We start from the raw sequence: 19,162 nt of genomic DNA on the forward strand, positions 1-19,162 counted from the left end.
CGGTTATTTCTTCCCGTTGATCGTTCCCGCGCGCGGGAACGATCAGGCCGGGTGACTCAAGCCTTCGGCGGATTGATCTTCTGCACCAGCGCGTAGGCCTTCACGGTCGCCGGGCGATCCTTGATGTGGTTGAACCAGCGCTGCACATTCGGGAAGTCTTCCAGATTCTGGCTCTGCCATTTGTGCGAGACGATCCACGGGTAGATCGCCATGTCGGCGATGCTGTATTCACTGCCGGCCACGAACTCGTTGTTGGCCAGTTGCTTGTCCAGCACCCCGTACAGGCGCGCGGTTTCATCGATGTAGCGCTTGATCGCGTAGGGGATTTTTTCCGGGGCGAACTGGCTGAAATGATGGTTCTGCCCGGCCATCGGCCCCAGCCCGCCCATTTGCCAGAACAGCCATTGCAGCGCCACCTGGCGGCCACGCAGGTCCTTGGGCAGGAACTTGCCGGTCTTTTCCGCGAGGTACAGCAGGATCGCCCCGGATTCGAACAGCGACAACGGCTCGCCACCGTCGGCCGGCTCATGATCGACGATCGCCGGGATGCGGTTGTTCGGGGCGATTTTCAGAAAGTGCGGCTGGAACTGCTCGCCCTGGCTGATGTTGATCGGATGCACGTCGTAGCGCAGGCCCGCTTCTTCGAGGAACAGGGAAATCTTGTGGCCGTTGGGCGTGGTCCAGTAATACAGGTCGATCATGGAAAGCTCCAAATCAGGAAAATGGCTTACGTGCGGACAGCAAACGCCGGCTTCAGGTTGTCCTGTGTGCGTTCGATAGCTTGCTTAATCCCAGGAGGTGATGCTCAAGTACGGGAAATTCAATGACCCCGCGTGAGAAAAATCGCCATGGCGCTCAAGGCCAACGCTGCACTGATCATCATCGACCAGCAAAAAGGCATTCTGCAGCCGCGTCTGGGGCGGCGGAATAATCCGTCGGCCGAGGAGCGGATTCTTGAGCTGCTGAGTTTTTGGCGGCGCAGCGGACGGCCGGTGATCCACGTGCAGCACCTGTCGCGCTCGCCGGATTCGGTGTTCTGGCCCGAGCAGTCAGGCGTGGATTTTCAGGAAAGGTTTCTGCCGCAGGACGGCGAATGGCTGATCCAGAAGCAGGTGCCGGATGCGTTTTGTGCGACCGGGCTTGAGGCGAAGTTGCGTGAGGCGGGGGTCGAGCAGTTGATCATTGTCGGCGTGGCGACGAACAACTCGGTGGAGTCCACGGCGCGCACGGCGGGCAATCTGGGGTTTGACGCGTGGGTGGCGGAGGATGCGTGCTTTACCTTCGACAAGGCCGACTATTTCGGCACTTTGCGTTCGGCGCAAGAGGTACATGCGATGTCGCTGGGGAATTTGCACGGGGAGTATGCGACGGTGGTCAGCACCGGGCACATGCTGGCGGCAGGCTGAAAAGCTTCCGGTGAATGGGCCGGCCCCTTCGCGAGCAAGCCCGCTCCCCCATTCGACCGTATTCCTTCTGACGGAATGCAATCAAATGTGGGAGCGGGCTTGCTCGCGAAGTCGGTATCTCAGGCGAAGAAGATAATTGCCTGAAACATCAAGCGCCGTGGCACTTCTTGAATTTCTTGCCGTTGCCGCAGGGGCAAGGGTCGTTGCGGCCAACGTCTTTCAGGGCGTTGCGCACCGGTTCCTGGTGGGCGTGGCCGCAGTTCGGGCCGTGGACATGGCCATGGTCGTGATCATGGTGGTGATGGTCATGATCGTGGTTGCAGTCAGGGCCATGGACATGAGGTTGCTGGGTCATCGGGGTCACTCCGTAATCAAATCGGCGGGGATTATCACGCCATTGCGCGCCAGGTGCACGTAGTGAGCGATGAATAAACCGGTTTCCATCTCGCCCTCCAGTCGATAGGGAATCTGCTGGTTCGGGTTTTTCAGCATTTTCACCACCTCTTTCACCTTTGGCCATAGGTTGGTACGGATCGGCACCTTGTAAAACGCGCTGCTTTTGGGGTTCACCGTGATCCAGTGTTCGTGCTCGCCTTCGGCCAGCAGCATGTCGGCCAGGTGTATGCGGTATTCCAGGCCGCGCACGGTCAGGTCGCTGTCATTGGGGTTGTCGATGCGAAAGTGCAGGATGAATTTCTGTTCCAGCAACTTGGCGCGCACCACTTCGACTTTCACCAGGTGCACGGCGGGGTCGCGGGCGTCGTCGGTAAACCATGACGCGCAGCCGCCGAGCCCCAGAAACACGAGCAGTGAGAAAGCCTGGAATGTGCGCCAATGACCGAGCATGGTTTAACTCCCTTTGCTGCCCAGTCTAGCCTCAGCTGCCGAAATACCCCGCACAGCATTTCTTGAACTTCTGGCCACTGGCGCACGGGCAGGCGTCGTTGCGGCCCAGCTTCAGTTGCACGGTCGGGTCGATGAAGTACCAGCGCCCGCTGTTCTGCACGAACGACGAGCGCTCGCGGTGGCTGTGTTCGCCCTGACCGTCATGCCAGCGCGCGGTGAAGGTGACGAACGCGTGCTCCGGCTGGCCGCCGAGCACTTCCGAACTTTCCACGTCCAGACCGAGCCAGGTGCTCTGGGCGCTCCAGTTGCTGATCGACTGGCGATCCAGCCCCGCTTGCTGGGCGGGCAGGGTGGTGGCCACCAGATAATCGATCAGGCCCAGCACGTAGGCGCTGTAGCGCGAGCGCATCAGGGCTTCGGCGCACGGGGCCGGGTGGCCGGCGTGATAGTGACCGCAGCAGGCATCCAGCAGGTTGCCGCTGCCGCAAGGGCAAATGGCTGTACTCATTGCATTACCACCAGTATTTCCCGAAGTTTTCCGGATTGGCCCAGAACCGCGAGTTGAGCCAGTCGGGGACTTGTTTGTAGTCAAGCAGATCGTAGGTGAACAGGGTCAGCACCTGTTCGTCGCGGGCGAAGCGTTCGCTGGCTTGCAGGGCCAGGGAATAAAAGTCGGTTTCCTGCCAGCCGCTGGCCGGCAGATCCGCCAGCACGGCGATGCGGCTGGCGTTGAGGTTGCGGATCCCGCCCAACAGATTCAGGCCGTCGCGCTTGGGCAAATGTTCCAGGCAATCGACCACCAGCGCCAGGTCGAAACGCCGCGCCGCAAGTTCCGCCGGTAACGCACCGGGCGCGGCGTGCGCGACGCAGGTGTCCGGGTGCGCTTCCTTGAAGGCAGCCAGCGCCGGGAACTCGCTGGCGCCGATCAGCAGCAGACGTGCCGGGGCGTAGCGGTCGAGCAGGGCGGCCAATGCCTGCTGCGGCGTGCGGGAAGAAATGGCGACGTTCATCGAAGCTCCTCAATCAGAGCGCCAAGACTAGCCTGCCCGGGCGCCAAGGCCTAGATCTCTGTCCTGAGGGTTTGCGGCAAATTCGTCGAAGTCCCGTGAACAGGCGCACAAACAGCAATGGCCTATTGCTGGCGGAGATTAAAACTCCGGTCTTTACTCCCTGAATCGGTTCTAAGCCGATCCCTCAGGAGAAAACTAGATGAGCATAGTTCGGACAGCATTACCCTTGGTTCTGCTAACCAGTGTGTTGACTGGTTGCGCAGGTTTGCAGAAAACCGACTGGCCGACCTGTGCGGCAGTCGGTGGTGTCGTCGGTGCGGGGCTCGGTGCGACCGAAAGCTCCGCATGGGCGGGGTATGGCGCGTTACTTGTCGGCGGTACGGCAGCGGCCTATTGCTGGGTTCACGGTGACGGCGATGAAGACGGCGATGGTGTGCCGGACAGTCGCGACAAGTGCCCGGGCACGCCTAAAGGCGTACAGGTCGATGCCGACGGCTGCCCTCCACCAGCCCCTGCACCAGTGGTCGAAGAAGCTGTGGTGGTCAAGGAAGAAACCATTGTCATCCGCGATGTTCACTTCCAGTTCGACAAGGCCACGCTGACCCCGTCCGACAAACTGGTCCTGGATAAGGTCGCTTCGCGCCTGAAACAGGAATCCAGCACGGCACAACTGACCGTGACCGGTCACACCGACAGCGTCGGCAGCGATGCCTACAACCAGAAACTGTCGGATCGCCGCGCGCACTCGGTGGTCAAGTACCTGGTTGAAAGCGGCGTACCGCAAAGCAGCTTCGTGTCGGTGACCGGTGCCGGTGAAAGCCAGCCGGTGGCAGACAACAAAACTGCCGACGGTCGCGCGCTGAACCGTCGTACCGAAATCAAAATCAAACGCTAGCCCCCTCGCGTCCGCGGCTTGTGCAGTCGCGGATGCGGGTCTTTACTCCTGTGTAACCGGTATGGGCCGGTGACACAGGAGCTTTAACGATGAGTGTTCTTACAAGGTCCGTCTTGCCGGTTCTGCTGCTGGGCAGCCTGTTGACCGGTTGCGCCACCCACAGCGATGGCACCGCTCCCCTCAATCAACGTACCTGGCCGATCTGCAGCCTTATTGGCGGACTGGTCGGCGGCGGTCTCGGCGCGCTCGAAAGCAGCGGTTGGGCCGGCGGAGGCGCTGCGCTGGGGATCCTCACCGGCGGATTGATCTGCTATGCCCAGGATGGCGATGAAGACGACGACGGCGTGTTCGATCGCCGCGACCGTTGCCCCGATACCCCGGCCAACACCCCGGTCGACCACCGTGGCTGTCCGCTGCCGCAATATCCGGTCACCGAGAAACCGGCCGAACCGGCCCCGCAAACCGAAGTCATCACCCTCAACGATGCCGGCAACGTGCTGTTCGACTTCGACAAGTCGGATTTGAAACCGGCCGCAAAAAGCCAGCTCGACACGTTGATGGACAAACTGCGCAATGCCGATGTGGTGAGCATCAAGGTCATCGGCCACACCGACAGCAAGGGTTCGGATGCCTACAACCAGGCGCTTTCGGAACGTCGCGCCAGCAGCGTGGCGGAGTATTTGCTGAGTCAGGGCCTGGCGCCGAACAAACTCACCAGTGAAGGGCGCGGCGAGAGTGAACCGGTCGCCGATAACAACACGGACGAGGGGCGTGCGCAGAACCGTCGGGTGGAACTGCACATCAATCGCTAGCATGTGTCTGTAGTCCGCAGGCTAGAGCTGTCGGTCGACGATCATCGTCGAACCGGCAGCCATCCGGCGGTGGATCGGTTTTTTTCATTTTTCCCTCTGGCTTATCCCCTGCAGAAGCCGTTACTGTGCGCCCAAAGAATAATTCGCAACACGGGGGAGCGTATGAAGGTGTTCTGTGGGCTGGGGCGATTGTTGACCCTGCTGTTCTGCTGCGTGGTGCTGGCCAATCAGCTGGTGCCGTTTGTTCATCCGCTGCACCTGCTGGTCAATCTGGCCGGCGCTCTGCTGCTGGCGATCCACGTGCTCGAAGTGCTGCTGTGCAATCGCAGCCTGAAGGGTCGTCCGCACCCCTGGCGTGATCGTGGCCGCATCCTGCTGTTCGGCGTATTCCACCTGCAAACCATCCCGGCCCCGGCCGCTCCGGAGGCTTCCCATGCGTAAACTCTGCCTGCTCGCTGCATTCATCAGTCCATTGGCCTGCGCCCAGGTGGTCAGCGTCGAAACCAACTCGCTGATGCGTCTGCCGAACACCGCCAGCACTTTGCAGTTGGAAAAACTGGTGGTCGCCGACTACGGCACCTTGCTGATTCCCTCGAACGTGACCGAGCTGAGTGTCGGTGAACTGCAACTGGGCCACGAAGCGCGTATCGCCATCGTGCCGAGCGAACAGGCGCTGGAGATGAAAGTCAGCCGCGCCGAACTCGCCGAAGGCAGCCAGATCACCGCCCGTGGCGCACCGGGCACCTACGAAAAAGCTGCCCGCGCCGGGCGCAATCTGAATCTGCAGTTCAAGGCGTTGAATGCGCCGAAACTGGTGGTCGATGCCCGTGGCGGCACCGGTGCACCGGGTTTTGTCGGACTTGATGGCGCCAACGGTCAGGAGCCGGGTTGCACCTGGGGTCAGGCGGGACACGGTTTTGATGGCAGCAACGGCAGCGATGGTCAGCCGGGTGCACCGGGCGCGCTGGTGCGACTTGAAGTACCGCGCGAGTTTCCGGCCGAGCTGATCAAGGTCGAAGTCGCCGGCGGTGCCGGTGGCCCGGCCGGTCCTGGCGGTAAACCGGGGGCGGGTGGCAAATCCAAGGGCTGCCTGGTGTATCGCGCCGACGGCGGCAAGAGCGGCAAGCCGGGGGCTGACGGGCAGCCGGGGCCTGCGGGTGCGGCGGGGTCTGTCACCGTACAGCGCCTGTAATCGATTGTTTGATCGTTCCCACGCTCTGCGTGGGAGCGATCATGGTCAAAACATCGGCCGCGCAGCCGCCACCGCCACCAGCACCACCCCGACCAACAGGTTGAACCCCACCACCTTGCGAATCCGCCCCAGCACCGCCGCGCCCGCCGGCCAGTCCTTCGCCTGCACCGCCGTGCGCAATTCAGGCAGCATCAAGGCCTGAATCCGGATGAACAGCGCGGTCATCACCACATACAACCCCATCATCACCTGCACATAACGCGGCGCGTTGTCGAAGGCGATGTGTTGCAGATGCAACATGCCCACCCCGGTCACCGGGAGCAGAATCACCGCGCCCCACACCCAGCGAAAAAAACCTTGAAACACTTCCACCCAGAGCGTCAGGCGCCCGGGACCGTCCAGGGCCTTCATCGCCGCAGGGCGCAGCACCATCCAGGCGAAAAACATACCGCCGACCCACACCAGCGCGGCCAGTACATGGATGGGGTAAACGAGGCTAAAAGGTGTCATTGGGGTACTCCGATCTGCGCAGGATTGATTCGCGGGGTATGATAGCCCCCCATCCGAACCACTGAAAATTTATCCAGCGTTTTTTGCGCCCGACACTCAATGATCAGCACTGAACTCAAAACCACGATCCAGGGCGCCTACTCGCGTTTTCTAGAGGCCAAGAGCCTCAAACCGCGTTACGGCCAGCGCCTGATGATCGCTGAAGTCGCCAAGGTCCTCGGGGATATCGACACCGACGACGAAGGCCGGCGCAGTGGCGACCCCGCGATTGTCGCGGTGGAAGCCGGCACCGGTACCGGCAAGACCGTGGCCTACAGCCTGGCCGCGATCCCGACGGCGAAACTGGCCGGCAAGCGCCTGGTGATCGCCACCGCCACCGTCGCCCTGCAAGAGCAGATCGTCTACAAGGATTTGCCCGACCTGATGCGCAACAGCGGGCTGAACTTCAGCTTCGCCCTGGCCAAGGGCCGTGGCCGCTACATGTGCTTGTCCAAGCTCGACATGCTGTTGCAGGAAGGCCACGCACAGACCGCCACCGCCCAGCTGTTCGAGGAAGAAGGCTTCAAGATCGAGGTCGACGAGGCCAGCCAGAAGCTGTTCACCAGCATGATCGAGAAGCTCGCCGGCAATAAATGGGACGGCGACCGCGACAGCTGGCCCAACGCGCTGGAAGACGCCGACTGGGCGCGCCTGACCACCGATCACAGTCAGTGCACCAACCGTCACTGCCCGAACTTCGGCCAGTGCGCCTTCTACAAGGCGCGCGAAGGCATGGGCAAGGTCGACGTGATCGTCACCAACCACGATATGGTGCTGGCCGACCTCGCACTGGGCGGCGGGGCCGTGTTGCCCGATCCGCGCGACACCATTTATGTGTTCGACGAAGGCCACCACCTGCCGGACAAGGCCATCGGCCACTTCGCCCACTACACGCGCCTGCGTTCCACCGCCGACTGGCTGGAAACCACCGCCAAGAACCTCACCAAACTGCTGGCCCAGCACCCGCTGCCGGGTGACCTCGGCAAACTGATCGAGCAGGTGCCGGAGCTGGCGCGGGAGATCAAGACCCAGCAGCAGTTCATGTTCACCGCCTGCGAACAGATCGCCGACTTCAAGCCCGGTGAAGATGTCGAAGGCCGCGAACGTCCGCGTCACCGCTTCATCGGCGGGGTGATTCCCGAGCACATGCGCGAGATGGGCATCGAGCTGAAAAAAGGCTTCGCCCGCCTCAACGACCTGTTCACCCGCCTGACGGATCTGCTCAAGGAAGGCATGGACGGCGAAGTCAACATCGGCATCGCCAGCAATCAGGCTGAAGAGTGGTATCCGCTGTTCGGTAGCCTGTTGTCCCGTGCTTCCGGCAACTGGGAGCTGTGGACCGCGTTCACCGCCGAAGACCCGGAAGACAACCCGCCGATGGCCCGCTGGCTGACCCTGGCGGAAAGCGGTTCGCTATTCGACATCGAGGTCAACGCCAGCCCGATCCTTGCCGCCGAAACCCTGCGCCGCAGCCTGTGGAACGTGGCCTACGGCTGTCTGGTGACCTCGGCGACCTTGACCGCCCTCGGCACCTTCGACCGCTTCCGCATGCGTGCCGGCCTGCCGAAAAAAGCCGTCACCGCCGTGGTGCCGAGCCCGTTCCATCACGCCGATGCCGGTGTGTTGCGGGTGCCGGACCTGAAGGCCGACCCACGCGATGCCGCCGCCCACACCGCCGCGATCATCCGTGATCTGCCGGAACTGGTCGAAGGCTCGCGCGGCAGTCTGGTGCTGTTCTCGTCGCGCAAACAGATGCAGGACGTGTTCGACGGCCTCGACCGTGACTGGCGCAAGCAAGTGTTCATTCAAGGCAACCTGTCGAAACAGGAAACCCTGAACAAGCACAAGGCGCGGGTCGATGGCGGCGATTCCAGCGTGCTGTTCGGTCTCGCCAGTTTTGCCGAAGGCGTGGACTTGCCGGGCGCCTACTGCGAACACGTGGTGATCGCCAAGATCCCGTTCTCGGTGCCGGACGATCCGGTCGAAGCCGCACTGTCGGAATGGATCGAAGCCCGTGGCGGTAATCCGTTCATGGAAATCTCGGTGCCCGACGCCTCGTTGAAGCTGGTCCAGGCCTGCGGCCGACTGCTGCGTACCGAAGAAGACCGCGGCACCATCACCTTGCTGGATCGGCGGCTGGTCACCCAGCGCTACGGCAAGGCGATCCTCAATGCGTTGCCTCCTTTCCGTCGTGAAATATCCTGAGACATCGGTGGGCAGTTTTGCCCGCCGCGCTGTCTATCTCTCTGTCACTGCTTTTCCATTGGCCCTTGCGGGTCGTTAGGGAGAATTCCGTTCTCATGATTCGTCGTTCGTTGCCTGCCGTTTTTGCCCTGGTTTTCGCTGCGCCTTTATTCGCGGCACCTGCCGGCCAGCAGACCCTGTTCAACTTTGTTCGCCCCGCCGACGTGGTGAAGGTCGCGACCGAAAACGCCGACCTGCCGCAAGCCAACGCCGAGCAGACTCCCGAGGGTGAAGTGCTGCGCCGGGTGACGTTCAACCCGACGGCTCGCCCGACCTTGCGTCTGTCCCCGCAGACCGGTGCCTGGGACTGGTCGCAGTCCGGCATGATGAGCCTGCGCATCCAGAGCGCGATGAACTGGGCGGTGACCGTCTACGTGCAAATCCAGAGCAACGACGGCAAGACCCTGGTCAGCCGCGTGGACCTGCCGGCCGGTCCGGCGCAGACCTTGCTGGTGCCGTTGACCGCGACCTCGCCACTGAGCCAGGGCATGAAGGCCGGGCCGGTGATGCCGATGACGATCGACGGGCAGCGCATCCTGCTGGCGAGCAGCAGCGGTGAGCTGGATCGCAGCCAGGTGGTATCGGTCAGCCTGTCGATGGACCAGCCGAAAGCCGCGCAAAGTCTGTTGCTCGAGCGCTTTGGCGTGCAGGACGAAGGCGAGGTGATCAAATCCGCCTACGGCAATCTGGTGGATGCCTATGGCCAATCCACTCGCGGCAAGTGGCCGGAGAAAGTCGCCAATGACGAACAACTGAAATCCGCCGCCGCCAAAGAACAGCAACAACTGAACACCTGGCTGGCCGAGCGCGAAAAATCCTCGCTGGACAAGTTCGGCGGCTGGAGCAAAGGCCCGGCGTTCAAGGCCAGCGGTTTCTTCCGCACCGAAAAGCGTGACGGCCGCTGGTATCTGGTGACACCAGAAGGCCATCCGTTCTATTCCCTGGGCGTGAACACCGTCAGCCCGGAGGTCAACCAGACCTACGTGGCCGGTCGCGAGTACATGTTCGAATCCCTGCCCAAACCAGGAGAGCCGCTGGCCAGCCACTTCGGCGAAGGTGATAACCGTGGCGGCAACGGCGCCGATCAGGGTCGTGGCTACAACTTCGGGCGTTGGTACGACTTCTACGGCGCCAACCTTCAGCGCCTGTATGGCGAGCCGTGCACTTCGGACAGCGGCAACAAGGCCGGAGTGGCCGAAGCCGCCAGGGCCGGGGCCGCTGAAGAAGCGGCGACCAACGCCAGTGCGCCGGTAGCCGCCTCCGAACAGCCGAAATCCGGGGTTGCCGAGTCGGCCGCGACAACCGGGCAAAGTGTCGCGACACCGTGTAAAAAAACGGTCGACGAACAAAAGTGGGCCAGCCACACGCTTGATCGTCTGCAAGCCTGGGGCTTCAACACCGTCGGTAACTGGAGCGCCCCTGTCCTTGGCGACGCCGAGCGCATGCCTTACACCTTGCCGCTGTCGATCGTCGGCGATTACACCAGCATCAGCACCGGCACCGACTGGTGGGGCGGCATGCCAGACCCGTTCGATCCACGTTTCGCCATGGCCACCGAACGCGCCGTGGCGATTGCCGCCCGCGATCATCGCGATGATCCGTGGCTGATCGGCTACTTCGCCGACAACGAACTGGCCTGGGCCGGCCCCGGCGATGATCCGAAATCCCGTTACGCGCTGGCCTACGGCACCTTGAAAATGACCACCGACGTTCCGGCCAAACGCGCGTTCCTCAAGCAGTTGCGCGACAAATACCGCAATCAGGCGGGGCTGTCGAAGGCCTGGGGGATTGATCTGCCGGCGTGGGAATTGATGGAAGACCCGGGTTTCGAGGCGCCGCTGCCGAACCCGGAGCATCCGGAAATCGAGGCCGACTTCAAATACTTCCAGAAGGTCTTCGCCGACACCTACTTCAAGACCATTTCCGACTCGCTGAAATGGCACGCGCCGAACCAGTTGCTGCTCGGCGGCCGTTTCGCCACCAGCACCCCGGAAGCCGTGGCGTCCTGCGCCCAGTATTGCGACGTGCTGAGCTTCAACATGTACACCCTGCAACCGCAGGACGGTTATGACTTCGCCGCGCTGCGCAACCTCGACAAACCGGTGCTGATCACCGAATTCAACTTCGGCTCCACCGACCGTGGCCCGTTCTGGGGCGGCGTGACCCCGTTGAGCAAGGAAGACGATCGCGGCCCTGCCTACGCCAACTTCCTCAAACAGGCGCTGAGCGAACCGTCGATTGTCGGCGTGCACTGGTTCCAGTATCTGGACCAACCGGTGACCGGGCGCCTGCTCGATGGTGAGAACGGCCACTTCGGTCTGGTTGGCGTCACCGATCTGCCGTTCCAGGGTTTTGTCGAAGCCGTGCGCAAGAGCAACCTGGCCACCGTCGATCAGTTGAGCAAAGACGCGCAGAAGGCGGCTGCCGCAGCGGACAAGGCCGGCCACGAAGCCGAAGGCGGCCGCAAGGCTGACGCCGGCAAAGGCCCGGGGCAGGGCGCAGGCCACACCGGCGGGCATTCCGGCAACGGTCACTGAGCATTACGAAACCTGAAGACCGCCCGGCCCGCAGCGGTTCCCAAAAGCCTCACGGGCTGGAACAATGCGGGCCACTTTGTAGAGCGTTTTCGCGGGGGAGTTGCGGGTGCAGATTCAGGGACATTACGAGCTTCAATTCGAAGCGGTGCGCGAAGCCTTCGCTGCACTGTTCGACGATCCCCAGGAACGCGGCGCCGCGTTGTGCATCCGGGTCGGCGGGGAAACCGTCCTCGACCTCTGGTCCGGTACCGCCGACAAGGACGGCGCCGAAGCCTGGCACAGCGACACCATCGCCAACCTGTTCTCCTGCACCAAGACCTTCACCGCCGTCACCGCGCTGCAACTGGTCGCCGAAGGCAAGTTGCAGCTCGATGCGCCGGTCGCCCGTTACTGGCCGGAATTCGCCGCCGCCGGCAAGGAATCCGTCACCCTGCGCCAACTGCTTTGCCATCAGGCCGGTCTGCCGGCCCTGCGCGAATTGCTCGCGCCGGAAGCACTGTACGACTGGCAGACCATGGTCGACGCCCTCGCGGCCGAAGCACCGTGGTGGACGCCGGGCACCGGTCACGGTTATGCCGCGATCACCTACGGCTGGCTGATCGGCGAATTGCTGCGGCGCGCCGACGGTCGTGGGCCGGGGGAATCGATCGTAGCGCGGGTCGCGAAACCGCTGGGGCTGGATTTTCATGTCGGTCTGGCCGACGAAGAATTCCATCGCGTGGCGCACATTGCCCGTGGCAAGGGCAACACCGGCGACGCCGCCGCCCAGCGCCTGCTGCAAGTGACCATGCGCGAGCCGACGGCGATGACCACCCGGGCCTTCACCAATCCGCCGTCCGTGCTCACCAGCACCAACAAGCCGGAATGGCGCCGCATGCAGCAACCGGCGGCCAACGGCCACGGCAATGCGCGCAGTCTGGCCGGGTTCTACGCCGGTCTGCTCGACGGCAGCCTGCTGGAAAGCGAAATGCTTGACGAACTGACCCGCGAACACAGCCTCGGCGAGGACAAGACCTTGCTGACCCGCACGCGTTTCGGTCTCGGTTGCATGCTTGATCAACCCGACGTGCCGAATGCCACCTACGGCCTCGGCCCGCGTGCATTCGGGCATCCGGGTGCGGGTGGTTCCATCGGTTTTGCTGATCCGGAGCACGATGTGGCCTTCGGATTTGTGACAAATACCCTTGGGCCGTATGTCCTGATGGATCCGCGCGCGCAGAAGCTGGCGCGGGTACTTGCCACTTGTCTGTAAAGCGTCGTCCGAGGTTCCAGGGCCGGAACCTCATGGCGAATTTCGTTTCAAAGCGTCTGTTTATCCGGGCGAAAGTCCTCTGATTGTTCACTAATTCTTTTTGTGGGTTTCCAATGTCGTCCAAACAAACTCTCGCCCTGGCCCTGTGTTTCGCAATGACCGGTTGTGCACAGACTCCGAAGAACGACGCCGATGGCGGCAGCTGGTGGCCGTTCGGTTCTTCCGACAAAGTCGCAGCCAAGGAACCGGCTCCGGCGCCTGCGCCGTTGAAACCGGCCGCCACCGCGCCTGTGGCCAAGGCCGAGAGCAGCAGTCCCTGGTACTGGCCGTTTGGCTCCGACGACTCGGCGGCCAAGCCTGAAGTGAAAGCTGAAGCCAAACCCGAGGCCAAACCGGTCGAAGTCGCCAAGGCTGAAGCCGACAAGGGCGGCAAATGGTGGTGGCCGTTCGGCGGCAAGGAGCAGGACACGGCCAAAGTCGTGCCGATGCCCGATCCGAAAGTCACTCAAGCCTGGCTGGATGACTACGAACCGCGCCTGCGCACCGCGATCAAGGACAGCAATCTGCAACTCGAGCGCCGTGAAAACGTGCTGGTCGTGACCGCGCCGGTGGAAGGCTCGTTCAACCCGGATCGCCCGGCCATGCTGCTGCCAGTGACTCTCGGCCCGTTCACTCGCGTCGCGAAAATCCTTGAAGCCGACCCGAAAACCGCCGTGCTGGTGCTGGGTCACAGTGACACGACCGGTGCCGCTCCGGCCAACATCAAGCTGAGCCAGGAACGCGCCCAGGCCGTGGCGGCGATCTTCCGCCTCAGCGGTCTGCAGCGTGATCGCCTGATGCTGCGCGGCATGGGTTCCGAAGCACCGCGTGCCGCCAACGACAGCGTTGAAGGTCGCGCCCTGAACCGTCGTGTCGAACTGCTGGTGACCCCGCAGAACACCATGGTCGCGCTGCTGAGCAAGTACAACATGCCGGCACCGAAGCCAGTGACCATGGTCGCTGCCCAGGACGTCAAGCCTGCCGCCAAACCGGTGACCCCGGCGCCAGCTGCGAAGAAAGCCGCTGTACCGGCCACCAAAAAGGCTCCGGCCAAGAAAGCTGCTGCCAAGGCTCCAGCGAAGAAGGCCCCGGCCAAGGCTCCGGCGAAAAAGACCGCACCCGCCAAAGCCTCTGCAACCGACAAGAAAGTCGCTGCGACCGATACCACCAAAAAGTGATCCGCTAACGAAAAGGAATGCGCCGTGACCCAGTCTCTGGCAGATATGCGTCGTGATTACACCCGGGACGGCCTGACCGAGGCGCAAGCCCCGGCGGAGCCCTTTGCGTTGTTTCACCAGTGGTTTGCCGAAGCGGTGAAAACCGAACAGGCGCCAGTGGAAGCCAACGCCATGACCCTGGCCACAGTGGATGCGGACGGCCGTCCGCATTGCCGCATTCTGCTGCTCAAGGGCCTGGACGAGCAGGGCTTCACCTTCTTCACCAACTACGAAAGCGCCAAGGGCCAGCATCTGGCGGCGAACCCGTTCGCTGCCATGACGTTCTTCTGGCCGACCCTCGAGCGCCAGGTGCGGATTGAAGGGCGGGTGGTGAAGGTCTCGCCTGAAGAGTCCGACGCGTATTATCAGGTGCGGCCGCTGGGCAGCCGACTCGGCGCCTGGGCCTCACCGCAGAGCCGGGTGATCAACGGCCGGGGTGAACTGGAAGACTTGCTCAAGGCGACCGAGCAACGCTTCACCGACACTCAGCCTCACTGCCCGGAACACTGGGGCGGTTACCGCCTGCTCCCCGAGCGCATCGAGTTCTGGCAGGGCCGCGCGAGCCGTCTGCACGATCGCCTCAACTACCGTGTGCAGGGCGCCGATTGGATTCTTGAACGTCTGGCACCCTGAGCAGTCTACCGAGCGGGATAGCCTGCCGCAGCGGCTTCGAGCCACTTCGGCAGGTCCCGGCGCTTGATCTTCTGCGCCTGAGCCTGCTCCAGCCGTTCGAGCATGAACGCGCGTTTGCCTTCATCCTTGCCGGCCAGTGACAATGCCAGATCGCGATCCATCCAGCGTTTGATCCGTACATACAGCCACCAATGGAAGTACAGACCGGCGGCGGTGGTGACGACAATGATGAAGTAATCCATGGAAATCCTTGGGTCGGCGGCGCAGGAAATGGAATTTGGCGCTACTGTTGGGTGAGTTCGCGGGCGCCTGTACCGGGCCTGAATGAAAGCAACTTAATCCGGGCGACGCCGTGACAGGCGTCAAGCTGCGGAGTTTAATGAATACCTGTCCTTTGGAGTTGATGCTATGCGTAAGTCTGTTCTGCTGGTTGCTTCCTTTTCCACGATGGCGATGTTGCTGACCGGCTGCCAGTCGAGCCTGACCGGTGACTCCTACTCCCGTGACGAAGCGCGTCGCGTGCAGACGATTCGCATGGGCACCATCGAATCCCTGCGTCCGGTGAAAATCGAAGGCACCAAGACCCCGATCGGCGGCGCTGCCGGTGCAGTGGTTGGCGGCGTCGGTGGCAGCGCGATCGGCGGCGGCAAAGGCAGCATCGTTGCAGCCGTTATCGGTGCCGTGGCCGGCGGCCTGATCGGTTCGGCCACCGAAGAAGGCCTGACCCGCACCCAAGGTGTTGAAATCACCGTACGTGAAGACGACGGCAGCATGCGCGCCTATGTGCAGCAAGTGCAGGAGAATGAAGTGTTCCGCGTGGGTGAGCGGGTACGGATTTCGACTGTTGGCGGGACCAGCCGCGTTTCGCACTAAGCGCAAACGAGCGGTAAAAGAAAACCCCGATCAGGTGACTGGTCGGGGTTTTTTGTTTGGTGTTCACCAGTGATCGCGGTAGACGAATGCGATTTGGTAGTCATAAGAAGATGAATCAATGACGTGCTTAAAGTGCGGTTGAAGAATACTCACCCAGTGCAACAGCAAATCGAATCCGCCGTTGTTTATATTATTTTCAATGGGCATGCCGAGTGATTCGATTACAGAGCCGTCGTCACCGAAGTCTTTCGTTAATTCCTCTCCTACGCCCAGTTCGGTTTCCTTGTCATACCATTCGAGTCTGGCTTTCAATCCCATAAATCCCTCACAAATACTTTTTGATGCTTCGTTTTTTCCCTTTAGGGGGATCTAGTTGCTTGCCGGTGTAGAAGCCGTAGCCCTTGAGGCTGCCATCAGCCTGCTGTTCAACGCGCAAGCGCACACGGGTTCGGGCCTGTTTGAGGGCGAGTAACTGGTCTTCGGTATAGAGCGCGCTATCGCCCAGGTTCGATGGCATGAACATCGCCACCAAACCGAGCAGCGGGCTGATGGCGGCAGTAGAGGCCATCGCGGGCAATGCCTTGAACGCCTGACCGGCAAGGGCAAAAGTGCCCAGCCCCGCAGGGATTGCGGTGCCGCTTATTTTCTTGAGTGCGACGCCACCGCTGTCATCGGCTTCCCGGCCACCCAGCAATATCAGCTCGCCGTAATCCTTCAGGCTGTCTGTCGGCACCATCCCCGAAGGATTCGAGTAATCGATGATCGCATCCGGCAGCTTGCACGACTTGGCAAACACGCAGCCCGCGCGCACCGGCTCAGGCTTGTTCGCCGCCACCTCACGGCTGCGCTCGAAGGCATCCTGTCTCGCCAGCATGGCGTCGTACTTGTCTTGTCGGTCTTGCTGATCGGCCAGTTCGGTGGCCGTCATGTAGCGGTAAGTGACGTGATGCCCGTCGCCCGCGGTGGGTTGGGAACCCGGGGAATGTCCTTTTGAACAGCCACTGATTGTCCTTTCGTTCATGCATCGGCAGCCCTCTAAAGGGGCTGCACGACGTTAACGAAGCAGGAAAATCGTGGCTGTAGGACTCGTCTCTAAAGACGTGGGGATTGTTCGCTACGGCTATCGCAGCGCAGTGTTCTTTCTGCTCGCCGCCAACGTCACCGCATAACCGATCAATGCCGCAAACACCGAGCCGGTGAGAATGCCCATTCGGTCCATCCCGGCGTATTCACTGGCGCCCGGCACGAAGGCGAGGGAGCCGACAAACAGGCTCATGGTGAAGCCGATCCCGCAGAGGATCGCCACGCCCAGCACCTGGCCCCAGTTGGCGCCGTGGGGCAGGGCGGCGATGCCGATTTTTACGGCGAGCCAGGTCAGGCCGAACACGCCGAGAGTCTTGCCCAGCAGCAGGCCGACGGCGATGCCCATCGGGACGTGGTGGGTGAAGCTTTCGGCGGTCACGCCGGTCAGCGACAGGCCGGCGTTGGCGAAGGCGAACAGCGGCAGAATGCCGTAGGCGACCCACGGGTGCAGCGCGTGTTCGAGGGCCAATAGCGGCGAAGGCTCGGCATTCTTGGTGCGCAGCGGGATGCAGAATGCCAGGGTTACGCCGGCCAGCGTGGCGTGGACACCGCTCTTGAGCACGCAGACCCAGAGAATCAAACCGATGATCATGTACGGCCCGAGCTTGACCACCCCGAGCCGGTTCATCGCCACCAGCGCCGCGATGCACGCCGCCGCCAGGCCCAGCGACAGGGTCGACAACTCACCGGAGTAGAAGATCGCAATGATCACGATGGCACCGAGGTCATCGATGATCGCCAGGGTCATCAGGTACAGCTTCAGCGACACCGGCACGCGCTTGCCGAGCAAGGCCAGTACGCCGAGGGCGAAGGCGATGTCGGTGGCGGTCGGAATCGCCCAGCCATCGAGGGCGGCCGGGTTGTCGCGGTTGAGGAACCAGTAGATCAGTGCCGGCACCAGCATGCCGCCGATCGCCGCCGCACCGGGCAGGACGATCTGCGACGGCTTGGACAACTGACCGTCGAGGACTTCGCGCTTCACTTCCAGGCCGATCAGCAGGAAGAACAGCGCCATCAGGCCGTCGTTGATCCACAGCAGCAGAGGCTTGGCGATTTTCAATGCGCCGATCTGCGCCACCACCGGGGTGTCGAGCAGGCCGTTGTACAACCACGACAGCGGCGAGTTGTTGATGATCAGAGCCAGGATGGCCGCGGCGATCAATAACAGACCGCTGGCAGCTTCCAACTGAAAGAAACGCGTGAAAGTGCTACGCAGAGGCAAGGTCGCTCTCCATCGATAAAGTCAAAAGGTGGCACACCCTAACCCGTACCGTTAGTTGTTAAAACAAAAGTTATATTCTTTTTTGTTATATATGGTTACAGGCATCGGCCCCCACGTGCAGGAGAGCCTAGCAGTTGCACAAGGGATTGAAGTTCAGCTGTATCTGTCGGTGCCGTAGGTTTTTTCCTAAGCTTGGGGGCTGAGCCTGTAAAGGCACTTCTGCCCGATTCAACGAGAACGACAGCCATGAGCGACAACCGACAGTGGGCCCGCGAAGCCATCCGGATTATCGAAGCGGACTTCCAGCGCAGCGCCGACACCCACCTGATCCCCTTGCCGCTGCCGGGGTTTCCGGGCATCGAGTTGTATTTCAAGGATGAATCCAGCCACCCGACCGGCAGCCTCAAGCACCGGCTGGCCCGTTCGCTGTTTCTCTACGCCTTGTGTAACGGCTGGCTCAAGCCCGGCGCACCGGTGATCGAGGCGTCCAGCGGTTCGACGGCGATTTCCGAAGCGTATTTCGCGCGGATGCTCGGCCTGCCATTTATTGCGGTGATGCCGGCGACCACCTCCAAGGAGAAGATTGCGCAGATTGCGTTCTACGGTGGCCAGAGTCATCTGGTGGACGATCCGACGCAAATCTACGCCGAATCCGAACGCCTGGCCCGCGAACACGACGGGCACTTCATCGACCAGTTCACCTACGCCGAACGCGCCACCGACTGGCGGGCGAACAACAACATCGCCGAGTCGATCTTCCAGCAGATGCGCTACGAACAGCACCCATGCCCGGCCTGGCTGATTTCCAGCCCCGGCACTGGCGGTACCACCGCGACCCTCGGTCGTTACGTGCGTTATCGCCAGCACTGCACCCGCGTGCTGTGCGCTGATGCCGAGCGTTCGGTGTTTTTCGACTACTACCAGACTGGCGACGCCAGCCTGCGTCTGGACCACGGTTCGCGGATCGAGGGGATCGGCCGGCCTCGGGTGGAGGCGTCGTTCCTGCCCAAGGTGATCGACGCGATGGTCAAGGTGCCGGATGCGTTGTCGCTGGCGGCCATGCATTACCTGGCGCAGCGTCTGGGCCGGCATGTGGGCGGGTCGAGCGGCACCAACCTGATCGGCGCGCTGATGGCGGCGCAGCAGATGAAAGCGGCGGGGGAGTCGGGCTCGATCGTGGCGATCCTGTGCGATGGTGGCGAGCGTTACGCGGACACCTATTACGATCAGGCGTGGCTCAAGGCGCAGGGCTATGAGCTGGAGGGATTGATAGCGGCTGTGGCGGCGAGTGCCGAGAAGGGTGAGGCGCTGCCGGCCTCGGTTCTGCGCGCCAATATTTGATACACCCGGAA

The 19,162-nt window shown here is 62.2% G+C and carries 21 protein-coding genes and 1 pseudogene; 12 read left to right on the forward strand and 10 right to left on the reverse strand.

The window, feature by feature from the left end; translation table 11 throughout:
- Positions 1 to 56: 56 nt before the first annotated feature.
- The gene (locus CAG25_RS17555) at positions 57 to 701 is read right to left on the reverse strand and encodes a glutathione binding-like protein (protein ID WP_064593916.1); all 645 of its coding nucleotides are present in this window, start codon (positions 699 to 701) and stop codon (positions 57 to 59) included.
- A 147-nt stretch (positions 702 to 848) separates the two neighbouring features.
- Between CAG25_RS17555 and CAG25_RS17560 the strand changes: the two genes are divergently transcribed.
- Entirely contained in the window at positions 849 to 1,406 is a 558-nt protein-coding gene (locus CAG25_RS17560; protein ID WP_085612353.1) for a cysteine hydrolase family protein, read from the forward strand.
- 148 nt (positions 1,407 to 1,554) lie between these two features.
- Here the strand turns inward: CAG25_RS17560 and CAG25_RS17565 are convergent, their stop codons facing one another.
- From CAG25_RS17565 to CAG25_RS17580, 4 genes are read right to left on the reverse strand one after another with little or no spacing between them, the layout of a single operon-like run.
- Positions 1,555 to 1,761, reverse strand: coding sequence for an SEC-C metal-binding domain-containing protein (locus tag CAG25_RS17565; protein ID WP_007955014.1), 207 nt, complete (start codon positions 1,759 to 1,761; stop codon positions 1,555 to 1,557).
- 5 nt (positions 1,762 to 1,766) lie between these two features.
- Positions 1,767 to 2,252, reverse strand: a complete 486-nt coding sequence (locus CAG25_RS17570) for an LEA type 2 family protein (RefSeq protein WP_064593919.1) — start codon at positions 2,250 to 2,252, stop codon at positions 1,767 to 1,769.
- A gap of 31 nt (positions 2,253 to 2,283) precedes the next feature.
- Positions 2,284 to 2,760, reverse strand: coding sequence for a YchJ family protein (locus CAG25_RS17575; protein WP_011332777.1), 477 nt, complete (start codon positions 2,758 to 2,760; stop codon positions 2,284 to 2,286).
- Between the two features lie 4 nt (positions 2,761 to 2,764).
- Complete coding sequence (locus CAG25_RS17580) at positions 2,765 to 3,262, reverse strand: DUF6231 family protein (RefSeq protein WP_011332778.1); 498 nt, start codon at positions 3,260 to 3,262, stop codon at positions 2,765 to 2,767.
- 199 nt (positions 3,263 to 3,461) lie between these two features.
- On the opposite strand from CAG25_RS17580, the gene CAG25_RS17585 reads away from it, so the two are divergent.
- From CAG25_RS17585 to CAG25_RS17600, 4 genes are all read left to right on the forward strand, one after another.
- On the forward strand, positions 3,462 to 4,157 hold the full coding sequence (locus CAG25_RS17585) for an OmpA family protein (protein WP_085612354.1): 696 nt from the start codon (positions 3,462 to 3,464) through the stop codon (positions 4,155 to 4,157).
- Positions 4,158 to 4,246: 89 nt separating this feature from the next.
- A complete protein-coding gene (locus tag CAG25_RS17590; RefSeq protein ID WP_039771352.1) occupies positions 4,247 to 4,969 on the forward strand; it encodes an OmpA family protein in 723 nt (240 codons plus the stop codon).
- Positions 4,970 to 5,131: 162 nt separating this feature from the next.
- Complete coding sequence (locus CAG25_RS17595) at positions 5,132 to 5,410, forward strand: DUF1145 domain-containing protein (protein WP_085612355.1); 279 nt, start codon at positions 5,132 to 5,134, stop codon at positions 5,408 to 5,410.
- Positions 5,403 to 6,161, forward strand: a complete 759-nt coding sequence (locus tag CAG25_RS17600; RefSeq protein WP_039771355.1) for a collagen-like triple helix repeat-containing protein — start codon at positions 5,403 to 5,405, stop codon at positions 6,159 to 6,161. Before CAG25_RS17595 ends, CAG25_RS17600 begins: the two co-directional genes overlap by 8 nt.
- Before the next feature lie 45 nt (positions 6,162 to 6,206).
- Here the strand turns inward: CAG25_RS17600 and CAG25_RS17605 are convergent, their stop codons facing one another.
- Positions 6,207 to 6,671 carry a CopD family protein gene (locus CAG25_RS17605; protein ID WP_085612356.1) on the reverse strand — a complete coding sequence of 155 codons (465 nt, stop codon included), beginning with the start codon at positions 6,669 to 6,671 and terminating at the stop codon, positions 6,207 to 6,209.
- A 99-nt stretch (positions 6,672 to 6,770) separates the two neighbouring features.
- Between CAG25_RS17605 and dinG the strand changes: the two genes are divergently transcribed.
- From dinG to pdxH, 5 genes are all read left to right on the forward strand, one after another.
- Positions 6,771 to 8,915: an ATP-dependent DNA helicase DinG gene (gene dinG, locus CAG25_RS17610; RefSeq protein WP_007952008.1), complete on the forward strand. Its 2,145-nt coding sequence runs from the start codon at positions 6,771 to 6,773 to the stop codon at positions 8,913 to 8,915.
- 95 nt (positions 8,916 to 9,010) lie between these two features.
- Positions 9,011 to 11,491 (forward strand): beta-galactosidase, encoded by a 2,481-nt coding sequence (locus tag CAG25_RS17615; protein ID WP_085612357.1) that lies wholly within the window; start codon positions 9,011 to 9,013, stop codon positions 11,489 to 11,491.
- Between the two features lie 106 nt (positions 11,492 to 11,597).
- The gene (locus CAG25_RS17620) at positions 11,598 to 12,743 is read left to right on the forward strand and encodes an EstA family serine hydrolase (RefSeq protein ID WP_011332785.1); all 1,146 of its coding nucleotides are present in this window, start codon (positions 11,598 to 11,600) and stop codon (positions 12,741 to 12,743) included.
- A gap of 113 nt (positions 12,744 to 12,856) precedes the next feature.
- Positions 12,857 to 13,960, forward strand: coding sequence for an OmpA family protein (locus tag CAG25_RS17625; protein ID WP_085612358.1), 1,104 nt, complete (start codon positions 12,857 to 12,859; stop codon positions 13,958 to 13,960).
- Positions 13,961 to 13,984: 24 nt separating this feature from the next.
- Entirely contained in the window at positions 13,985 to 14,632 is a 648-nt protein-coding gene (pdxH, locus tag CAG25_RS17630) for a pyridoxamine 5'-phosphate oxidase (RefSeq protein ID WP_085612359.1), read from the forward strand.
- 5 nt (positions 14,633 to 14,637) lie between these two features.
- Here pdxH and CAG25_RS17635 read toward each other — a convergent pair whose 3' ends face one another.
- A complete protein-coding gene (locus CAG25_RS17635) occupies positions 14,638 to 14,874 on the reverse strand; it encodes a hypothetical protein (protein WP_039771369.1) in 237 nt (78 codons plus the stop codon).
- 166 nt (positions 14,875 to 15,040) lie between these two features.
- Here CAG25_RS17635 and CAG25_RS17640 point away from each other — a divergent pair, with 166 nt between their 5' ends.
- Complete coding sequence (locus CAG25_RS17640; RefSeq protein WP_007969461.1) at positions 15,041 to 15,505, forward strand: glycine zipper 2TM domain-containing protein; 465 nt, start codon at positions 15,041 to 15,043, stop codon at positions 15,503 to 15,505.
- A gap of 63 nt (positions 15,506 to 15,568) precedes the next feature.
- On the opposite strand, the gene CAG25_RS17645 is transcribed toward CAG25_RS17640, so the two are convergent.
- The 3 genes and pseudogenes from CAG25_RS17645 to nhaA form a co-directional block, all read right to left on the reverse strand.
- Positions 15,569 to 15,823, reverse strand: a complete 255-nt coding sequence (locus tag CAG25_RS17645; RefSeq protein ID WP_085612360.1) for a colicin E3-like toxin immunity protein — start codon at positions 15,821 to 15,823, stop codon at positions 15,569 to 15,571.
- A gap of 49 nt (positions 15,824 to 15,872) precedes the next feature.
- A pseudogene (locus tag CAG25_RS17650) lies at positions 15,873 to 16,507 on the reverse strand (toxin); the annotation flags it as partial.
- A gap of 118 nt (positions 16,508 to 16,625) precedes the next feature.
- Positions 16,626 to 17,810: a Na+/H+ antiporter NhaA gene (nhaA, locus tag CAG25_RS17655; protein ID WP_085612361.1), complete on the reverse strand. Its 1,185-nt coding sequence runs from the start codon at positions 17,808 to 17,810 to the stop codon at positions 16,626 to 16,628.
- 246 nt (positions 17,811 to 18,056) lie between these two features.
- Between nhaA and CAG25_RS17660 the strand changes: the two genes are divergently transcribed.
- Positions 18,057 to 19,151, forward strand: a complete 1,095-nt coding sequence (locus CAG25_RS17660; protein WP_085612362.1) for a PLP-dependent cysteine synthase family protein — start codon at positions 18,057 to 18,059, stop codon at positions 19,149 to 19,151.
- Positions 19,152 to 19,162: the final 11 nt, after the last annotated feature.

It is taken from the genome of Pseudomonas sp. B16(2017), from assembly GCF_002113205.1.
Lineage (GTDB): Bacteria > Pseudomonadota > Gammaproteobacteria > Pseudomonadales > Pseudomonadaceae > Aquipseudomonas > Aquipseudomonas pharyngis.